This is a genomic window from Acidovorax radicis N35 (genome assembly GCF_000204195.1).
Lineage (GTDB): Bacteria > Pseudomonadota > Gammaproteobacteria > Burkholderiales > Burkholderiaceae_C > Acidovorax > Acidovorax radicis.
This window is the reverse complement of sequence record NZ_AFBG01000022.1, coordinates 55,018-73,829: the sequence shown is the minus strand read 5'-3', so window position 1 is coordinate 73,829 and position 18,812 is coordinate 55,018. Positions and strand designations below refer to the sequence as shown.

At 63.2% G+C, this 18,812-nt stretch carries 12 protein-coding genes; 10 read left to right on the top strand and 2 right to left on the bottom strand.

Annotated elements, in window-relative coordinates; all coding sequences use genetic code 11:
* Positions 1-18 precede the first annotated feature (18 nt).
* Together ARADN35_RS27500 and yoaA are read left to right on the top strand one after the other, a co-directional pair.
* On the top strand, positions 19-222 hold the full coding sequence (locus tag ARADN35_RS27500) for a YdcH family protein (RefSeq protein WP_081474686.1): 204 nt from the start codon (positions 19-21) through the stop codon (positions 220-222).
* A complete protein-coding gene (gene yoaA, locus ARADN35_RS0120420) occupies positions 222-2,270 on the top strand; it encodes a DNA repair helicase YoaA (RefSeq protein ID WP_010465506.1) in 2,049 nt (682 codons plus the stop codon). The genes ARADN35_RS27500 and yoaA overlap by 1 nt, the downstream gene beginning before the upstream one ends.
* Here the strand turns inward: yoaA and ARADN35_RS0120415 are convergent.
* A complete protein-coding gene (locus ARADN35_RS0120415; protein ID WP_010465504.1) occupies positions 2,233-3,030 on the bottom strand; it encodes an outer membrane protein assembly factor BamD in 798 nt (265 codons plus the stop codon). The genes yoaA and ARADN35_RS0120415 overlap by 38 nt on opposite strands.
* A 188-nt stretch (positions 3,031-3,218) precedes the next feature.
* Here ARADN35_RS0120415 and dnaE point away from each other — a divergent pair, with 188 nt between their 5' ends.
* The 4 genes from dnaE to ARADN35_RS28590 all read left to right on the top strand — a co-directional run bounded on the left by dnaE (position 3,219) and on the right by ARADN35_RS28590 (position 11,070).
* Positions 3,219-6,752, top strand: coding sequence for a DNA polymerase III subunit alpha (gene dnaE / locus ARADN35_RS0120410; protein ID WP_010465503.1), 3,534 nt, complete (start codon positions 3,219-3,221; stop codon positions 6,750-6,752).
* Positions 6,753-6,849: 97 nt separating this feature from the next.
* Positions 6,850-7,218, top strand: a complete 369-nt coding sequence (gene clpS, locus ARADN35_RS0120405) for an ATP-dependent Clp protease adapter ClpS (RefSeq protein WP_029414237.1) — start codon at positions 6,850-6,852, stop codon at positions 7,216-7,218.
* Positions 7,219-7,275: 57 nt separating this feature from the next.
* Complete coding sequence (gene clpA, locus ARADN35_RS0120400; RefSeq protein ID WP_010465500.1) at positions 7,276-9,624, top strand: ATP-dependent Clp protease ATP-binding subunit ClpA; 2,349 nt, start codon at positions 7,276-7,278, stop codon at positions 9,622-9,624.
* A 300-nt stretch (positions 9,625-9,924) separates the two neighbouring features.
* Positions 9,925-11,070 carry a hypothetical protein gene (locus ARADN35_RS28590; RefSeq protein ID WP_010465496.1) on the top strand — a complete coding sequence of 382 codons (1,146 nt, stop codon included), beginning with the start codon at positions 9,925-9,927 and terminating at the stop codon, positions 11,068-11,070.
* Positions 11,071-11,100: 30 nt separating this feature from the next.
* Here the strand turns inward: ARADN35_RS28590 and ARADN35_RS0120390 are convergent, their stop codons facing one another.
* On the bottom strand, positions 11,101-12,471 hold the full coding sequence (locus tag ARADN35_RS0120390) for a lytic murein transglycosylase (protein WP_081474692.1): 1,371 nt from the start codon (positions 12,469-12,471) through the stop codon (positions 11,101-11,103).
* A 214-nt stretch (positions 12,472-12,685) separates the two neighbouring features.
* Here ARADN35_RS0120390 and sbcB point away from each other — a divergent pair, with 214 nt between their 5' ends.
* The 4 genes from sbcB to ARADN35_RS0120365 all read left to right on the top strand — a co-directional run bounded on the left by sbcB (position 12,686) and on the right by ARADN35_RS0120365 (position 18,800).
* Entirely contained in the window at positions 12,686-14,128 is a 1,443-nt protein-coding gene (sbcB, locus tag ARADN35_RS0120385) for an exodeoxyribonuclease I (RefSeq protein WP_010465493.1), read from the top strand.
* 150 nt (positions 14,129-14,278) lie between these two features.
* The gene (locus ARADN35_RS0120380) at positions 14,279-15,526 is read left to right on the top strand and encodes a cystathionine gamma-synthase family protein (protein ID WP_010465491.1); all 1,248 of its coding nucleotides are present in this window, start codon (positions 14,279-14,281) and stop codon (positions 15,524-15,526) included.
* Positions 15,527-15,557: 31 nt separating this feature from the next.
* Positions 15,558-16,895: a protein kinase domain-containing protein gene (locus tag ARADN35_RS0120375; protein ID WP_010465489.1), complete on the top strand. Its 1,338-nt coding sequence runs from the start codon at positions 15,558-15,560 to the stop codon at positions 16,893-16,895.
* A 1,065-nt stretch (positions 16,896-17,960) separates the two neighbouring features.
* Positions 17,961-18,800: a putative hydro-lyase gene (locus ARADN35_RS0120365; protein WP_081474685.1), complete on the top strand. Its 840-nt coding sequence runs from the start codon at positions 17,961-17,963 to the stop codon at positions 18,798-18,800.
* Positions 18,801-18,812 lie beyond the last annotated feature (12 nt).

The following is an 18,812-nucleotide window of genomic DNA, read 5'->3' as shown; positions in this document are numbered from 1 at the left end:
CATCCCACGGCCCCCGCCTTGAACCCTAGCCTCCATTCCCCCCAGCGACAACTCATTGAGCTGCGCATCGAGCATGCTGATCTGGATGCGTTGATCGACCTGTGTGCACCTGAGGGGGCGCCGGACGAATTCACGCTGCGCCGCCTGAAAAAGCGCCGCCTCGCTCTGCGCGATGCCCTGGATCGCTTGGAACGGGATCTCCAGCCCCAAGAGCCCGCCTGATGGCTCTGATGGAGATGGTGCAGGAGGTGTTTGCCCCCGGCGGTGTGTTGGCGCGGGCGGATGTGCACTTCCAGCCCCGGGAAGGGCAGACGGAAATGGCCATGGCCGTGGCGCACACCATTGAAATGGGTGGCGCGCTGGTGGTGGAGGCGGGTACGGGGGTGGGCAAGACTTTCTCCTATCTCGTGCCCGCACTTCTGAGTGGCGAGCGGGTGCTGCTGTCCACTGCCACCAAGGCGCTGCAGGACCAGCTGTTTGCGCGCGATCTTCCGCGCCTGGCGCAGACCCTGGGCCTGCCGGTGCGCATGGCGCTTCTCAAGGGCAGGGCGAGTTATCTGTGCCTGTACCGGATGGAGCTGGCGCGCCAGGACGTATCCGCCCGTGAGCCTGGCGTGGCGCGTGTGCTGGCCAAGGTGGAGGGTTGGTCGCACGCCACGCGCTCGGGCGATCTGGCGGAACTGACGGGGCTGGACGAACGGTCGCCCGTGATACCGCTGGTCACTTCCACCCGCGAGAACTGCCTGGGCTCGCAGTGCCCCCGCTTTCGCGAATGCCATGTGCATCTGGCGCGGCGCGAGGCGTTGGCTGCGGACATCGTGGTCATCAATCACCACCTCTTTTTTGCCGATGTAGCCGTGCGCGAGTCGGGTATGGCCGAGCTTTTGCCGACGGTGCGTGTGGTGGTATTTGACGAGGCGCACCAGATTAACGAGACGGGCGTGCAGTTTCTGGGGCTGACGCTGTCCACGGGCCAGTTGATGGATTTCGGCCGGGATCTGCTGGCGGCCGGGCTCCAGCTTGCGCGGGGCCTTGCCGATTGGTCAGGGCTTGCCAGCCAGGTAGATCTGTCTGCCAGGGATTTGCGCCTGGCGGCGGGAGATATGCGGGGCGGTGCAAAGCTGCGCTGGACCGATGAAACACCCGAGGGGGTCAGGCAGGATGAATGGCTCGTGGCCATCCGCCGCATGGCGCTAGCCTGCGCCCAGGCTCAGGAGGCACTCGACACCGTCAGCGAAATAGCGCCCGACTTCGTGCGCTTGTACGAGCGGGGGACAGAGCTGCTGGCGCGCTTGGCCCATTTTTCTGGTCCTGGCAACCCGGATACGGTGCGCTGGGTCGATGTGGGGGCGCAATTGCGCTTGACGGAATCCCCCCTCGACATTGCCGAGGCCATGCGCACGCGCCTGCTGGCTGCACCCGCAGAACCGGTGGGAGAAGATGGATGGCCCGGGGAGCCTGCCGCAGGGCCCGGCAGGGCCTGGATTTTTACCTCGGCCACCTTGGGCGATGACGAACACTTGAGCTGGTTCACGGAGCGGGCGGGTTTGCAGGACGCACAGGTCCTGCGGGTCGCGAGTCCGTTCGACTATGCGTCCCAGGCGGCCCTGTATGTGCCACGCCACCTGCCGCCTCCGGCCGACCCTTCGCACAGCGCGGTGCTTGCGCAATGGGTGGCACATGCTGCAGCGCAGCTGGGCGGCCGCACACTGGTTCTGACGACGACACTCAAGGCCCTGCGCACGATTGGCGACGCGCTGACAAGTCAGTTTGTCGCGTCAGGGGCGCTGGAAGTGCTGGTGCAGGGCGAATGGCCCAAGCGCCGGCTGATGGAGCGCTTTCGCGAAGGCAGCGATCATGGGCAGCGAGGCTGCGTGCTGGTGGCGTCTGCCACGTTCTGGGAGGGTTTTGACGTGCCGGGCGATGCGTTGCAACTCGTCGTGATCGACAAGCTTCCTTTTCCTCCTCCGGGCGATCCCTTGGTGGAGGCACGCACGCAGCGCATTGAAAAATCTGGTGGAAAAGCGTTCAAGTCGTACGCGCTGCCCGAGGCGGCCGTCGCGCTCAAGCAGGGGGCGGGGCGGTTGATACGGCGTGAGTCCGACCAAGGCATTCTGGTGGTGGGTGACACCCGCCTGGTCACCATGGGCTATGGCAAGCGCCTGCTGGCGGCCTTGCCTCCGATGCGGCGCCTGGAGTCGGAGCCAGAGTTTGACGCCGCCCTTCAGGTGCTTACCAGACCTTCCACCACGGTTCAGCCTTTTCCTTGAGGCCGCCGCGCAGATAGGCGCTTTGGGGGTAAGAGGTGTCCATCACGCGGCGCGCATCGTCACGCAGCTGTGTCATGCCCAGCGCGTCGTAGGACTGGATGAGGATGTACAGCGCTTCTTCCAGGGCTGGCACGCCCTGGTAGTCCGCCAAGGCCAGCTGCGCGCGGCTGATGGCCGCCACGTAGGCACCGCGCCGGAAGTAGTAGCGCGCCACATGCACTTCATACTGCGCCAGCGAGTTCACGATGTAGGTCATGCGCTGGCGTGCGTCCTGCGCGTAGCGGGATTCCGGGAAGCGGGTGGCCAACTCGCTGAAAGCTTCGAAGGAGTCCTTGGCCGCTTTCTGGTCGCGCTCGGAAAGATCCTGGCGAGAGATGAACGAGAAGAGTCCGAGGTTGTCGTTGAAATTCACCAGGCCCTTGAGGTACAGCGCATAGTCAAGAGCGGGGCTTGCAGGATGCAACTTCATGAAGCGGTCCAGCGTCGCGATGGCCTGGGCTTTCTCACCAGCCTTGTAGTGCGCGTAGGCCTTGTCGATCTGGGCCTGCTGGGCCAGTGGAGTGCCTGCGGCACGTCCTTCGAGCTTTTCGAGCAAGGGAACGGCCTTGTCGTAGGCTCCGCTGTTCATTTCGTCCTGCGCCTCCGAATGGATGCGGTTGGGGCTCCAGCTGGCCGTTTTGTCTTCGGTCGTGCTGGAGCAACCTGCCAGCAGACCGGCAAGCAGCAGGGCAGAAACGAGGGGCAGTGGGGCACGCAGCATCGCAGGCAGCTTTCAGCAAAAGAGGAAACAGGGGTGCAGGATATCTATGTCTGGGCTGGTCCAGCGGACCGACCGCCCTTGGTATCCGGGGCACGAAAAAGCATTGTACCGGGGGCGGCACCTGTCAAGAGGCGTTGCGCGGCGAGCTTTCGCCCGGGGAGAGGTGCCGGGCTTTCTACAATGGCCCCATGTTTGTTCACTTGCGCCTGCACACCGAGTTTTCCGTCGTCGACGGTACCAATCGAATCGATGAGGTGGCCAAGGCGGCTGCCAAAGACGGCCAGCCTGCCCTGGCCATCACCGATCTCAACAATCTTTTTGGCGCGATCAAGTTTTACAAGGAGGCGCGGGGCAAGGGCGTCAAGCCTATTCTCGGGGCCGAGATTTTTCTGGAAGGCGAGGCGGGTGTAGCGCCCTCGCGCTTGATAGTCTTGGTGCAGAACCGGCAGGGCTACCTCAATCTGTCCGAACTGCTGGCGCGAGCGTGGACGCGCAATGTCGTCAAAAATCTGGCGCTGTGCACCTGGGCCTGGCTGGAAGAGTTATCCGAGGGGCTGATTGCCCTGGCCGGGGCGCAGGCAGGGCCTGTGGGGCAAGCACTCCTGAAGGGTGATGAGTCGGGGGCCGCCCAGGTTGCCCTGCGCCTAGCGGGGTTGTTTCCTCACCGGTTTTACATCGAGTTGCAGCGGGCGGGCCGCGTGGACGATGAAAGCCATGTGGTAGCCGCAGCCCAGTTGGCAGCGCGCCTGAGTTTGCCGGTGGTGGCGACCCATCCGGTGCAATTTGCCACGGCGGACGACTATGAAGCCCATGAGGCCCGCATCTGCATCGCCGAGGGCGAGATCCTAGCGAACCCGCGCCGGGTTCGCAAGTTCACCCGGGATCAGTATTTCAAATCGACGGCCGAGATGGAGGCCCTGTTTGCCGATGTGCCCTCTGCCATCGCGAACACCGTGGAAATTGCCCAGCGCTGCAACCTCACCCTGGTGCTGGGCAAGCCGCAATTGCCAGACTTTCCCACGCCCAATGGCATGCCGATCGACGAGTATTTCCGCGTGGCATCGTTCGACGGTCTGGAGGAGCGGCTGAAGCTGCTGTTCCCCAAAGAGGCTGAGCGGGACCAGCAGCGCCCGCGTTATGTGGAACGCCTGGAGTTCGAGATCGGAACCATTCTCAAGATGGGTTTTCCGGGCTACTTCCTCATCGTGGGGGACTTCATCCAGTGGGCCAAGAACAATGGCTGCCCCGTGGGGCCTGGCCGGGGGTCGGGCGCGGGTTCTCTGGTGGCGTATGCCCTCAAGATCACCGACCTGGACCCCCTGCAGTACAACCTGCTGTTCGAGCGGTTTTTGAACCCTGAACGGGTGTCCATGCCCGACTTCGACATCGATTTTTGCCAGTCCAACCGCGACCGGGTGATCGACTATGTGAAGGATAAGTACGGCAAGAACGCCGTAAGCCAGATTGCCACCTTCGGGACCATGGCTGCCAAGGCGGCCATCCGCGATGTGGGCCGGGTGATGGACATGAGTTACATGTTCTGCGATGGCATCTCCAAGCTTGTGCCGGGCAAGCCCGGCATGTCCTACACCCTGGCATACCCGCCCGAGGTGAAAAAGGACGGCGACAAGAACAACTATGCGCTGGAGTTGGAGCCCATGCTCTACGAGCGCGTGCAGAAGGAAGAGGACGTCAAGACCATCATTGAGATGGCGCAGAAGCTCGAAGGCATGACCCGCAACATCGGCATGCACGCGGGCGGGGTGTTGATTGCACCTGGCAAGCTCACGGATTTCTGCCCGCTCTACCAGCAGCCTGGCAGCGAATCGGCCGTGAGCCAGTACGACAAGGACGACGTGGAAGCCATTGGCCTCGTGAAGTTCGACTTCTTGGGCTTGGCCACCCTCACCATTCTGGAAATCGCGCGTGAGTTCATCATCAAGCGCCACAAGGGCCAGGAGAACTTTGCCTTCGAGACCATTCCGCTGGACGATGGTCCCACCTACCGGCTGTTTTCCGATGGCAAGACCGAGGCCGTGTTCCAGTTTGAAAGCCGCGGCATGCAGGGCATGCTCAAGGAGGCGAAGCCGAGCCGGCTGGAAGACTTGATTGCGCTGAACGCGCTGTACCGTCCGGGTCCCATGGACCTGATCCCGAGTTTCGTGAACCGCAAACACGGCAAGGAAGTGGTGGAGTATCCCCATCCGCTGGTGGAGCCCGTGCTCGCCGAGACCTACGGGATCATGGTGTACCAGGAGCAGGTGATGCAGACCGCCCAGGTGCTTGGGGGGTACAGCCTGGGTGGTGCCGACATGTTGCGCCGCGCCATGGGCAAGAAGAAGGCCGAGGAGATGGCCGAGCACCGGGAGATCTTCCGAAAGGGTGCGGCCGAAAAGAACATCAGCCAGGAGAAGGCTGACGAAGTGTTCGATTTGATGGAGAAGTTCGCAGGCTACGGCTTTAACAAGTCACACGCGGCTGCTTACTCCCTGTTGGCTTATCACACGGGTTGGCTCAAGGTGCACTTCACCGCAGAGTTCTTCTGCGCCAACATGACGGTCGAAATGGACGACACCGACAAGCTCAAGGTGCTGTTTGAAGACGCGCAGAAAATGGGGCTCTCGTTCGAGCCTCCGGACGTCAACCGAGGTTTCTACCGGTTCGAGCCCGTGACCGACAAAATCATCCGCTATGGCCTGGGCGCCGTCAAAGGCACCGGCCAGCAGGCCATCGAGGCCATGGTGGCTGCGCGCGAAGGACGCGGTGAGGGGCCGCATGGCACCACTACCGGGCCCTTCAAGAGTTTGTTCGAGTTCTGTCTGCGTGTGGACAAGGCGCGCATGAACAAACGCACGGTGGAGGCGCTGATCAAGGCGGGTGCTTTTGATTCGATCAACATGAACCGGGCAGCGATGGTGGCGTCCATCGACCGGGCTTTTGACTTTGCGGCCGCCACGCTGGCCAACGTGAACCAGGGTGGGTTGTTCGACATGATGGGTGACGATGCCCATGGTTCCAGCACGCAGGAGCCTGAACTGGTGGACGCGGTTCCCTGGGGGATCAAGGAACGACTCACCCTGGAGAAAACGGCGGTCGGGTTCTATCTGTCGGGCCATTTGTTCGATGAAGTGGCCACCGAGGTGCGCCGCTTTGTGCGCACCCAGATCGACGAGTTGCTGGACAGCCGCGAACCCCAGGTTCTGGCCGGAATCATCAGTGATTTCCGGGTCATCAATGGACAGCGGGGCAAACTGGGCCTGTTCAAACTGGATGACAAGTCTGCCGTCATTGAGGCGTCTGCCGATGAGGCCTTGCTCAACACGTACCGAAATCAGCTCAAGGAAGATGAGTTCGTGGTGATGATGGGACGCCTGCAACTTGACCACTTCAGCGGTGGCCTGCGCGTGAAAGTGCAGCAGGTGTGGGACTTGGCTGGGGCACGCTGCCGGTTTGGCAAATACCTGCATGTGATGGTGGGGGACAAGGTGCCGGATGTTCCGCGTTTGGTGCAGGAGTTTCCTCCCCGGCGGGAGGAGGTTGCCGAAGGCGAATTGATGCATGGCCTGCGCGTGCGCATGGGCGTGCGCTGCAAGGCCGAAGATGCAACTGCCGTCGCTGAACTGCAATTGGGCGAAAACGCACGCTTTTTCCCTACTGACGCCGCTTTGGCTGCCTGGACGGCGCAGGTGGGGTCGGGGTCGGCTGCGGTGGTTTACGAGTAAGGCAGCGCTTCCCAAAATATCCGGGGCAACTTGGCTTGAAAAATACAGGGTCAACAACCAACTTCTCTTGCGGCAGCCCCTCGCGTGGGTCGCTAGAATGATTTTCATGGCAACAAAACCACCTTCACCCCCCACCGCGCCGCCCGTGACCCGGCCAGCGCGGGATGATGGCGGTTCGGTCGTGCTCGAAAGACGCACCCAGAAGACCCAGCCGCCCCAGATGTACCAGGTGGTCATGCTCAATGATGACTACACCCCCATGGAGTTTGTCATCGTCGTATTGCAGGAGTTTTTCAGCAAGGACCGTGAACAAGCCACCCAGATCATGTTGAAGATCCATCTCGATGGCAAAGGCGTCTGCGGCGTGTACTCCCGCGACGTGGCTGCCACCAAGGTGGAACAAGTGCTTGACGCCGCCCTCAAGGCGGGCCACCCACTGCAATGTGTCAGTGAGCCTGTTGAATAACAGGTTTTTGATCCCGATCTACAGTTATCCCTTCCACGCAAGCACAAAGGAGTTCACATGATTGCCCAGGAACTGGAAGTCAGCTTGCACATGGCCTTTGTTGAGGCCCGTCAGCAGCGCCACGAGTTCATTACCGTGGAGCATCTGTTGCTTGCATTGCTCGATAATCCCAGCGCAGCGGAGGTGCTGCGCGCTTGTTCTGCCAACATCGATGATCTGCGTTCATCGCTGGCGAATTTCATCAAAGACAACACGCCTCAGGTGGCTGGCACCGATGAGGTGGACACCCAGCCTACGCTGGGCTTCCAGCGTGTGATCCAGCGCGCCATCATGCACGTGCAGTCCACGGGCAATGGCAAGAAGGAGGTGACGGGTGCCAACGTGCTCGTGGCCATCTTTGGCGAAAAGGATTCGCACGCCGTGTACTACCTGCACCAGCAGGGCGTGACGCGCCTGGATGTGGTCAATTTCATTGCCCACGGTATCAAGAAGGGCGAGCCGCCGGAGCCGGCCAAGGCCGAAAACCCGTCTGAAAGCGAAGAGGGGGGCGCGTCCGAGCGCAACGAGAAAGCGTCGCCACTGGAGCAGTTCACCCAGAACCTGAACCAGGCCGCCAAGGAAGGCAAGATCGATCCGCTGATCGGTCGCCACTACGAGGTGGAGCGCACCATTCAGATCCTGTGCCGCCGCCGCAAGAACAACCCGCTGCTGGTGGGTGAAGCCGGCGTGGGCAAGACCGCGATTGCCGAGGGCCTGGCATGGCGCATCACGCAGAACGACGTGCCCGAGATCCTCGCCGAGGCCGTGGTGTATTCGCTCGACATGGGTGCGCTGCTCGCGGGCACCAAGTACCGGGGCGATTTCGAGCAGCGCCTGAAAGGCGTGCTCAAGTCGCTCAAGGACAAACCCAACGCCATCTTGTTCATCGACGAGATTCACACCCTGATCGGTGCGGGTGCGGCCTCGGGTGGCACGCTCGATGCGTCGAACCTGCTCAAGCCCGCGCTCTCCAGCGGCCAGCTCAAGTGCATCGGCGCGACCACTTTCACGGAATACCGTGGCATCTTTGAAAAGGATGCAGCGCTGTCGCGCCGTTTCCAGAAGGTGGACGTGGTCGAGCCCAGCGTGGCCGAAACCATCGACATTCTCAAGGGCCTGAAGTCGCGCTTTGAAGAGCACCACAGCGTCAAATACGCGGCGGCGGCCCTGCAGGCGGCAGCTGAGCTCAGCGCCAAGTACATCAATGATCGCCATCTGCCCGACAAGGCCATCGACGTCATCGATGAAGCGGGTGCGGCGCAGCGCATCATGGTGCCGAGCAAGCGCAAGAAGACCATTGGCAAGGCCGAGATCGAAGAGATTGTGGCCAAGATCGCGCGCATACCGCCCGCCAATGTCTCCAATGACGACCGCGGCAAGTTGCAGACGCTGGAACGTGACCTGAAGAGCGTGGTGTTCGGGCAGGACAAAGCCCTGGAAGTGCTTGCCAGTTCAGTGAAGATGGCGCGGTCTGGCCTGGGCAAGGGCGACAAGCCGATCGGCTCGTTCCTGTTCAGCGGCCCCACGGGCGTGGGCAAGACCGAAGCCGCCAAGCAGCTGGCCTACATCATGGGCATCGAGCTCCTGCGCTTCGACATGTCGGAATACATGGAACGCCATGCCGTGAGCCGCCTGATTGGTGCGCCTCCGGGCTATGTCGGGTTCGACCAGGGCGGCCTGTTGACCGAAGCCATCACGAAGAAGCCACACGCTGTGCTGCTGCTCGACGAAATCGAGAAGGCGCATCCGGACATCTTCAACGTGCTGCTGCAGGTCATGGACCACGGCACGCTGACGGACAACAACGGCCGCAAGGCCGACTTCCGCAACGTCCTGATCATCATGACGACGAACGCCGGCGCCGAGACCATGAACAAGGCGACCATCGGCTTCACCAACCCGCGCCAGGCGGGCGACGAGATGGGCGACATCAAGCGCCTGTTCACGCCCGAGTTCCGCAACCGGCTGGATGCCATCGTTAACTTCAAGGCGCTGGATGAGCAGATCATCCTGCGCGTGGTGGACAAGTTCTTGCTGCAGCTGGAGACGCAACTGGCCGAGAAGAAGGTGGAAGTCACCTTCACCGACACGCTGCGCAAGCACCTGGCCAAGAAGGGCTTCGATCCGCTGATGGGTGCCCGCCCTATGCAACGCCTGATCCAGGACACGATCCGCCGTGCGCTGGCCGATGAGTTGCTGTTCGGTCGCCTGACGGAAGGTGGACGCCTGACGGTCGATATCGAGCTGAAGACCGACGACAAGGGCGTGGAAACCTCCGAGGTATTGCTGGATATCCAGCCGCTGGCCAAGAAGGAGCGCTCCGCGAAGTCCGAGCCCGCCGAGCCTGAGGAAGCCACGGCAGACTGATGGGCATTGGCGCCGCTGGCGCTTTGGCAACACGCACCGGCCCCCTCCCGAAGCCAGCCATCATTGCGATGGCTGGCTTTTTTTCGCCCCTGCGTCGCGCACCGGTTTCGCCATCCGTCATGCTGCATCTGCAGCTTGGTTGCGAAACCTGCAGGGACAGGCATTGATCCGCCGCGTCAGCGAATCGGTGGGTGCGGACGCCGTGCGCAGTCCCAAGGTCTTTGAAACGTTTTCGTACAGTTCTGCAGCAGGCTGAGGGGGTCGGGGCGGGATACTGCGAGCTCATTCAGGAGACAACCCATGACCATTCCCACCCCGACACCCTCCGCCCCGATTGTCCAGGGTGCCGCCTTTCGCGCGCAGCGTCTGGGCGCGATCAGCCGGTGCATCGCCATCGCCAGTTTGGGCGCGGTGGTGGCCGGTTGTGGTGGAGGCGGAGAGGGTGACGCGTCGCCGGTTTCGGCGCCTCCCGTTTCGCCAGCGCCAGGCGCACCCGCGCCTGCACCCGCACCAGCCCCTGGGGTCAATGTCTATGGTGATGTGCGGGGCGCAACCCTGGGCGTGGGCGCACCGCTGAATGGCGCACTGCCGTTCCCTGCCGACAATGCCTGGAACGCGGACGTCACCATGCGCGCGGTGGACCCCAACTCCGATAACCTCATCGCCAGCATCGGCCTCACCCGGGGCTTGTTTCCGGACTTCGGCGCGGGCCTGTGGGAAGGCGCGCCCATCGGTATTCCCTATGTGGTGGTGGCGGGTACCCAGCCACGTGTGGCTGTGCAGTTCACCGACTACGGCGACGAGAGTGATGCAGGCCCGTACCCGATTCCGCCCAACGCGCCTATCGAAGGCGGCCCTTCCAGCGCGGGTGACAGACACGTGATCGTGATCGACCGCGACAACAACCGCCTGTATGAAACCGGCAACAGCTACCCGCAGCCCGATGGCAGCTGGCGTGCGTCAGGTGGTGCCGTTTTTCACCTGGACAACAACAACGTGCGCCCGACCGCGCAGCCGCGATGGACCAGCGCGGACGCCGCGGGCCTGCCGATCTTCCCGGGCCTGGTGCGCTATGACGAGGCTTCGCTGGGCCCCGGTGGCATCCGCCACGCGCTGCGCTTCACCGTCAGCCAGACCCGACGCGCCTACGTGCCGCCCGCCACCCACTGGGCGTCGAGCAATACCAGCCTCAACCTTCCTCCCATGGGCATGCGCGTGCGCCTGAAGGCGGGCTATGCGATCCCGGCAGGTTTCTCTGCCGAGACACGCGCCATCCTCACCGCCCTCAAGACCCACGGGATGATGGTGGCCGACAACGGCTCCAACTGGTACCTGAGCGGGGCGCCGGATGAGCGCTGGAACAACGACCGCCTGAAATCCGAGCTGCGGCAGGTGTTGGGCCGTGACTTTGAGGTTGTGCGCATGGACGGGCTGGTGACGCCGTAAGGCCGCCTGCTGGGGAGGCCGTCGCGCTGTTTATTCGGGCGCCGTAAGCCGCTCCAGCAGTTCCACGGTGGGATAGCCGTCCGCCACAACGCCCATGCTGCGCTGATAGCCCCGCAGCCCTGCGCGGGTGGCGGGGCCCATCACGCCATCCGGGGTGCCGGCCGCAAACCCTTTGCGGTTGAGTGCCTCCTGCAGCTCCTGCAGTTGCTGCCGCGACAGGGGCGCGAGGTCGCGGGGCCATGCGGCAACCACCGGTCCGCCGCCGCCGATCTGGCGTGACAGCAGTGCCACGGCCAGCGCGTAGTTGACCGAATTGTTGTAGCGCAGGATGGCCCGGAAGTTGGCTCCCACCAAGAAGGCCGGGCCGCGTGCGCCTGCGGGGCTCACGATGAAAGCCCCGCTCAGGGTCGGCAGCGCTTGGCCGTCGGTGGCCTTCACGCCTTCTGCTTCCCATTGCGCCGTGGTTTGGCGCGTGCCCGGGTCTGCCCGGGCATGGTCAAACGAGGGCGGCAGCAGCACTTCGGCGCCCCAGGTTTCGTGGGCTTGCCAGCCGGACCGAGCCAGAAAGTGGGCTGTGGATGCCGCCACATCGGGGACACTGCCCCAGATGTCGCGGTGGCCGTCGCCATCGGCATCCACGGCGTAGGCCAGAAACACCGAGGGCAGGAACTGCGTGTGCCCCATGGCGCCTGCCCAGGAGCCGAGCATGCGGTCCGCTGCGATGTCGCCCTGGTCCACGATGCGCAGCGCGGCAAGCAGCTCGGCCTGCGCCCAGGTGCGGCGGCGGCCTTCATAGGCCAGCGTGGACAGTGCGTCCACGGTGCGGAATGTCCCGAAGTTGCTGCCGTAGTTGCTCTCCATGCCCCAGATGGCGGTGACCACGGTGGCCGGCACGCCATAGCGGGCGGCGGCGGCCTCCAGCGTGGCGCTGTGCTCGGCCAGCTTGGCCTGCCCCTGGGCAATGCGTTGTGGTGAGACCGCGCTGTCAAGGTAGGCCCAGGGTGCGCGCGTGAATTCGGGCTGGGCCCGGTCAAGCTCCACCACGCGCGGTTGCCATTGCGCCCGACCCAGCACATCGCGCACCGTGCGAGGCTGGATACCTGCCTGCAAGGCTTGCGCCGAAAATGCGTCGCGCCATGCAGCAAAACCCGCAACATGGTCCACGCCCATGACTGGGCCGCCCGTGGATGCGGGCGCGTCCAGGCTCGGTGCACCAACCGTTGCAGGTGGCGCGGTGGGTGGCAAGGGTGCTTTTACCGCTTCCGGGCGAGGGGTGGGCGTTGGGGCTGAGGCGCAGCCCGCCAGGGCCAAAGTCGCCACCCACGCTACCAGCGGGAGCGAGAACGCCAGGGAAGGGGAGGGCCGTGGGACCGAGGAATCTGCTGGAGGGGTACGTTGCATGCGCCATTGTCCTGCGCGGCGGTGCCCGAGCCCTGCCGCAGGTGTATCACTGCGTGAAAGGGCTGCCAGGGTGGCAATGTGCATTTGCTATAAAACCAATAGCTGCTTGCGCTTTTACAGTATGCGCTAGGGGTCAAAAAGTGCCTACGAATCAGGGTACAGTTCGATGTCTTCTTTGCCCTGCCCTTGTCCCGCCCCTGTTTGCCCACCGACCATGGCCTCCCATACCTTCCTCTGGCACGACTACGAAACCTTTGGTGCCAACACGCGCCGTGACCGGCCTGCGCAGTTCGCGGCCATCCGGACCGACGCTGAGCTCAATGAGATCGGCGAGCCGCTGATGTTCTATTGCCAGCCCGCCAACGACTACCTGCCTGATCCCGTCTCGTGCCTGATCACCGGCATCACGCCGCAGCTCTGCCTGGAGAAGGGGGTGCCCGAGTACCAGTTCGCTGCGCGCATCGAAGCTGAATTTGCCCAGCCCGGCACCATCGGTGTGGGCTACAACACCATCCGGTTCGATGACGAGATCACGCGCTTCATGTTCTGGCGCAACCTCATCGACCCCTATGCGCGCGAGTGGCAGAACCAGTGTGGGCGCTGGGACCTGCTGGACGTGGTGCGCATGACCTATGCGCTGCGGCCCGACGGCATCACCTGGCCCAAAAAAGAAGACGGCTCGCCCAGCTTCAAGCTGGAGCATCTGTCCAAAGCCAACGGCCTGCTGCACGAGGCGGCGCACGATGCGCTGTCGGATGTGCGCGCCACCATTGCGCTAGCACGGCTCATTCGCCAGCACAACACCAAGCTGTTTGACTTTGCACTCAGCCTGCACAAGAAGGACCGTGTGGCGGCTGAACTGCGCCTGCCGGCCACCGCCATCACGACTCGGCCGTTCCTGCATGTGTCCGGCATGTTCCCTGCCGAACGAGGTTGCCTGGCTGTCATGTGGCCGCTGGCCAGCCACCCCACGAACAAGAATGAACTCATCGCCTGGGACCTGGCCCATGACCCCGCACCCCTTGCCACCATGGGCCCCGACGAGATCCGCCTGCGCATGTTCAGCAAGGCCGATGCGTTGCCCGAGGGCGTGACACGTCTGCCGGTCAAGACCATCCACCTGAACAAGTCACCCATGGTGGTGGGCAATGTGAACACGCTCACGCCCGCGCTGGCGCAGCGCTGGGGTATCGACATGGCGCAGGCCGCCCAGCACGCCGAGGTGGCGCACGCGCTGCCCGACATGAGTGGCATCTGGCCCGCCGTGTTTGCCCGCCCGCAAGAACCTGCACCGGATGTGGACCAGGATCTGTATGGCGGTTTTGTGGGCAACAACGACCGGCGTTTGCTGAACGATCTGCGCGCCCTGGGGGGCGACAAGCTGGCCAAGGCCCGGGCGAATTTTGATGACCCGCGCCTCGCAGAGCTGCTCTGGCGCTACCGGGCGCGCAACTTTCCGCAAACGCTGTCGCCCGAAGAGGCAGAGCGCTGGGAGGCGCACCGCGCAGCCTGCCTGTTTGATGGCGAGGGCGGGGCGCGCACGGTCGAGCAACTCTTCACCGAGATCGATGAAATGTCGGAAACTGCCGATGACCGCGCGCAGGACATCCTGGGCGCCTTGTACGATTACGCTGAGCACATCGCGCCGGAGCGCTGACCCCCCTGAGGCGCTGCGCGCCTTCCCCCCTGAGGGGGACGCACCCGGTGGCCTGGCGGAGCCAGTTCCACGGGTGCGCTGGTATTGGGACGCGCCAGTATTCATCGCCATGCCTTGCACGCAGACCAGTAAAAACAGCCGCAGATTTTTATGACGACACCGCAGAACCAACGTTTTACCACCCAGATCCTGCACGCAGACCGCCAGGGCGGCGCTGAGCATGGGGCCATCCACAAGCCGATCCATACGTCCGTCCAGTACGGCTACGACAAGGTCGAGGACCTGATCGCCGTGTTCCAGGGCACGGCCAAAGGCGGCTTCAACTATGCGCGGCAGGGCACGCCCACCACGGCGGCGCTGGAGGCCAAGATCACGCAGATGGAAAAAGGGCAGGGCACCATCGTGTTCGCCACCGGCATGGCGGGCATCTGCGCCATCTTTCTCACGCTGCTGAAGGCGGGCGACCATCTGGTGGCCAGCCAGTTCGTGTTTGGCAACACCAACAGCGTGTTCGGCACGCTGGCTGACCTGGGCGTTGAAGTGACCCTGGTGGACGTGACCGACGCCGCCAACGTGGCCGCTGCGGTGCGGCCCAACACCCGTATGGTGTTTGTCGAGACCATCGCCAACCCCGGCACGCAGATCCCCGACCTGGAAGCCGTGGGCACCGTCTGCCGTGAGCGCGGCGTGCTGTACGTGGTGGACAACACCGTGGCGTCGCCCTACCTGTTCCGTGCGTCCACGGTGGGCGCGGGGCTGGTGCTCAACTCGCTCACCAAGAGCATTGGCGGGCAGGGCGCGGCGCTGGGCGGCGCCGTAACAGACACCGGTCTGTTCGACTGGAGCACGTACCCCAACATCTTTGCGCCCTACCGCAAGGGCGACGCCAAGGGCTGGGGCCTGCAGCAACTGCGCAAGAAGGGCCTGCGCGACATGGGTGGCACGCTGTCATCCCACGCCGCGCACCAGATCGCGCTGGGTGCTGAAACCCTGTCGCTGCGCATGGACCGCACCAGTGCCACGGCCCTGGCTTTGGCGCAGTGGCTGGAGCAGCACCCTGCAGTCTCCCGCGTGCTCTATCCCATGCTGCCCTCGCACCCCCAGCATGCCTTTGCCCAGAAGCACCTCAAGGCCGGTTCGTGGCTGCTGTCGTTCGAGCTGCGCGACCCCGACCAGTGCCTGCCCGTGTGCAACCGGCTGCAGCTGCCGATCAAGGCCACGGGCCTGGCAGACACGCGCACGCTCATCATCCCTGTGGCCCACACGATTTTCTGGGAAGCTGGCCCCGCCGTGCGAGCCACCATGGATATTGCCGACAGCATGATCCGCGTGTCCGTGGGCCTGGAAGACTCCGAAGACCTGCTCGCCGACTTTGAGCAGGCCCTTGCGGGGGGCTGACCCGCCAAAGACCTTCCCAGGAGCCCCACACATGGCTACAGCAACCTCGGCACCCCCCGCCAGCATTGGCAAGTACCGTATCGAGCGCGAACTGGGCCGGGGTGCCAGCGGCATCGTATTCCTGGGGCTCGACGGCTTTCGGGGCCGCAAGGTGGCCATCAAGCAGACGCATGCCCACCTGCTGAAAGTGCCCGAGCAGGCTGAGCGCTACCGCAAGCTGCTGCGCAACGAGGCCGCGCTTTCGGGCCGCCTGCGCCACCCCAACATCGTGCGCCTGCTCGATGCGGACGAGGAGGCGCTGCCACCCTACCTCGTGCTGGAGTACGTGGACGGACAGCCCCTGTCGGCCTATGCCACGCCCGATACATTGCTGCCCGTGCCGCAGGTGCTGGACATTGCCTTCAAGTGCTGCAATGCGCTGGAGTACGCCTACCGCGAAGGCCTGGTGCACCGCGACATCAAGCCCGCCAACCTCATGCTGGCGCAGGATGGCGACATCAAGCTGACGGATTTTGGTGCGGCGCTGTCGCTGCGCAGCGATGCCACGCAGCTGTCGGGCCTGGTGGGCTCGCCGTCGTACATGTCGCCCGAACAGGTGCGTGAACAGGACCTCACCCACCACAGCGACATGTTTTCTCTGGCCGTGGTGGTGTACGAGCTGCTCACGGGCCGCCGCCCGTTCGACGGTGACACCGACTTTGCCACGCTCTACAAGATCAGCAACGAGGCACCCACGCCGCCGAGCCTGCTGCGTGCATCGCTGCCAGCCCATGTGGACGCCGTGCTGTTGCGCGCCCTGGCCAAGCAGCCCTCAGACCGTTTTGAGACCTGGGACGATTTTGCGCAGGCGCTGCTGACTGCGCACCAGGGCCTGCCGCGCCAGCGGTCACAGGACACCGAGGCCGAGCGTTTTGCGCGCTTGCGTGCGCTGCCGTTTTTTGCCGACTTTCACGACGTGGCCTTGTGGGAGCTGATGCGCCTGGGCAACTGGCGCAGGCTTGGGGCGGGCACGGTGCTGATGCGCGAAAACACGCCGGGCGATTCGTTCTGCATCCTGATCGAGGGCCAGGTGGCCGTGAGCCGCCAGGGCTGGAACCTCAGCACGCTGGGCGCGGGCGTCACCCTGGGTGAAATGACCTACCTGCGTCCCGACAACAGGCTTCGCACCGCCACCGCCGTGACCGAGACGGAGGTGCTGGTGCTCAAGGTCCGCAACCCGGCGCTGCGGGGGGCGTCTGAAGACCTGCAGTCGTGTTTTGACAAGGCCTTCATCAAGCTGCTGGTGGGGCGGCTGATTGCGACCAACGAACAGCTGGCAGAGTGGGAGCTGGTGGCTGCCCCTGCATCGCCCTCGGCACCGCGGGGTTGAAGCGCCGCGTTCCCGTCAGTCGTGTGCATGCCTGGACCTGCAACAGCACCTACTGCAATCGAGGATGGAAAACCACTGCCAAGGCGGAACTCAGCGCAGCCGCTGCGATCCTGCGTCCCCGCTCTCTCCAAAGGACTGGCGGTCGGCATGTCCTACATCGGAATTGAAGTCTGTTAAAAGTGTCACGCATTCACGACAATGCTATGTGCTGGGAAAAAGCTATTCAAGAGACATCGGTTGCGTTCAATTTGAAGACATCCGTCCACAGCTCGAAAGCGCGCAGGAAATCCCTGTGGGTAACTCGGTGCAAAGTGTTTTGCGTGGCGCCGTCCCGGCTTGGGAACGAATACTAACTGCGCATGATTGCCTGCGGCGCAATAGAAACCTTGGGCGACATGATCGTCCCGTGAAGCGAGCTACGCTTCCTCTGGGCGACATCCTTGCGCTGGATGTGGAGAGCAGCTTGCATCGTTGCAGAAAAACAGGGGCTGGCCTGGAGCCGTGAGAGGTGTTCGAACACCGGCCTGCAGTTCACCCATCTGGCGTTCTTGGCACTACTGCTTCATAGACCTTGAACAGGTTCAAAAAAGTGTTGAAAAACCCGCCATGCCCGCTCCTTTCGAAAAACGCATCACCCTTGGTGCGTTGCCAATGTTCGCTATAGCCCGTGTTGTTGGCTCCACCTTGTGCCTGAATGGTGCGTGTGTGTAGGGTCCACTAGACACGCTGGATCTATTCATTCCTTCTGAGCCTGGGACGCTGCGACCCTCCTTTTCCTGTCTCCACCATCGAAGTGCGCTGCCTGAATTTCCCACTCCCTTGCGTACTCCGCATCCAAAAGAAGCACCGAGTGTCCTGCAACCGTGTTTGTGTAGCCCATCCTTTTAGTGGTACTGGTTAACCCTTTGATTTGATTAAAGGGTTAACCCTAAGCACCAAATTGGTTTGCCTCGCCCCAATGAAGTGCATCGAAAAAATCGATGAGCTAAGAGAAATTTTTTGAATTTGCCAGCACAGTTACACCCCAACACAATCCGTCCAACGTCATGCAATTGACTTTTCTCAATGCAAGGAAATACGGTGGACTTAGCTCAAGAAAATTCGCTCGCGGTGTTTGGCCCTGAGGGCACCAGCAACCCGAACCATGTCCGCGACACCATCCGCAAAGGACTGTGGACATCGCACACCAGCGGTCTCGCAGACGGCCATGTTCAAGGCAACGTGGTCATCCTGCCCGAGGTGCTTGCCAGTGACTTCCTGCGGTTCTGCCAACGCAACCCCAAGCCATGCCCCGTGCTGGCGGTCAGCGAGCCTGGCCAGTTCGCCCTGCCTTCGCTGGGCAAAGGCATCGACATCCGCAGCGATGTGCCGCTGTACCGTGTTTGGCGCCACGGTGAAATGTCGGAGGAGGTGGCGGACATTGCCAGCCTCTGGCGGCCGGACCTGGTCACCTTCATTCTCGGCTGCTCGTTCTCGTTCGAATCGGCGTTGATCGAAGCAGGCATCCGCCTGCGCCACATTGACGAAGGCAAGAACGTGGCCATGTTCCGCACCAACCTGCAGACCGAGCCCGCCGGCCCCTTCGGCGGTGCCATGGTGGTCACCATGCGTCCCATGCCCGCCGCGGAGGTGATCCGTGCCGTGCAAGTCACCTCGCGTTTTCCCAATGTGCATGGAGCCCCTGTGCATATCGGTGACCCCGCCCTGATCGGCATCGCCGATCTGGCCCATCCCGACTACGGGGACGCCGTAGCGCTGATGCCCGGTGAGATCCCTGTTTTCTGGGCCTGCGGCGTGACACCGCAATCGGCCATCTTGAACGCCCAGCCCGCGTTCTGCATCACGCATGCGCCGGGTTGCATGCTGGTCACAGACCTTCTCAACCACCAACTTGCCAGTTTTTAAACAAGGAGCTAC

Excerpts from the sequence above, each read along its gene's own strand:
- yoaA (WP_010465506.1), top strand. The coding sequence starts at position 222 with ATGGCTCTGATGGAGATGGTGCAGGAGGTGTTTGCCCCCGGCGGTGTG.
- ARADN35_RS0120415 (WP_010465504.1), bottom strand. The coding sequence starts at position 3,030 with ATGCTGCGTGCCCCACTGCCCCTCGTTTCTGCCCTGCTGCTTGCCGGT.
- dnaE (WP_010465503.1), top strand. The coding sequence starts at position 3,219 with ATGTTTGTTCACTTGCGCCTGCACACCGAGTTTTCCGTCGTCGACGGT.
- clpS (WP_029414237.1), top strand. The coding sequence starts at position 6,850 with ATGATTTTCATGGCAACAAAACCACCTTCACCCCCCACCGCGCCGCCC.
- clpA (WP_010465500.1), top strand. The coding sequence starts at position 7,276 with ATGATTGCCCAGGAACTGGAAGTCAGCTTGCACATGGCCTTTGTTGAG.
- ARADN35_RS28590 (WP_010465496.1), top strand. The coding sequence starts at position 9,925 with ATGACCATTCCCACCCCGACACCCTCCGCCCCGATTGTCCAGGGTGCC.
- ARADN35_RS0120390 (WP_081474692.1), bottom strand. The coding sequence starts at position 12,471 with ATGCAACGTACCCCTCCAGCAGATTCCTCGGTCCCACGGCCCTCCCCT.
- sbcB (WP_010465493.1), top strand. The coding sequence starts at position 12,686 with ATGGCCTCCCATACCTTCCTCTGGCACGACTACGAAACCTTTGGTGCC.
- ARADN35_RS0120380 (WP_010465491.1), top strand. The coding sequence starts at position 14,279 with ATGACGACACCGCAGAACCAACGTTTTACCACCCAGATCCTGCACGCA.
- ARADN35_RS0120375 (WP_010465489.1), top strand. The coding sequence starts at position 15,558 with ATGGCTACAGCAACCTCGGCACCCCCCGCCAGCATTGGCAAGTACCGT.
- ARADN35_RS0120365 (WP_081474685.1), top strand. The coding sequence starts at position 17,961 with ATGCAAGGAAATACGGTGGACTTAGCTCAAGAAAATTCGCTCGCGGTG.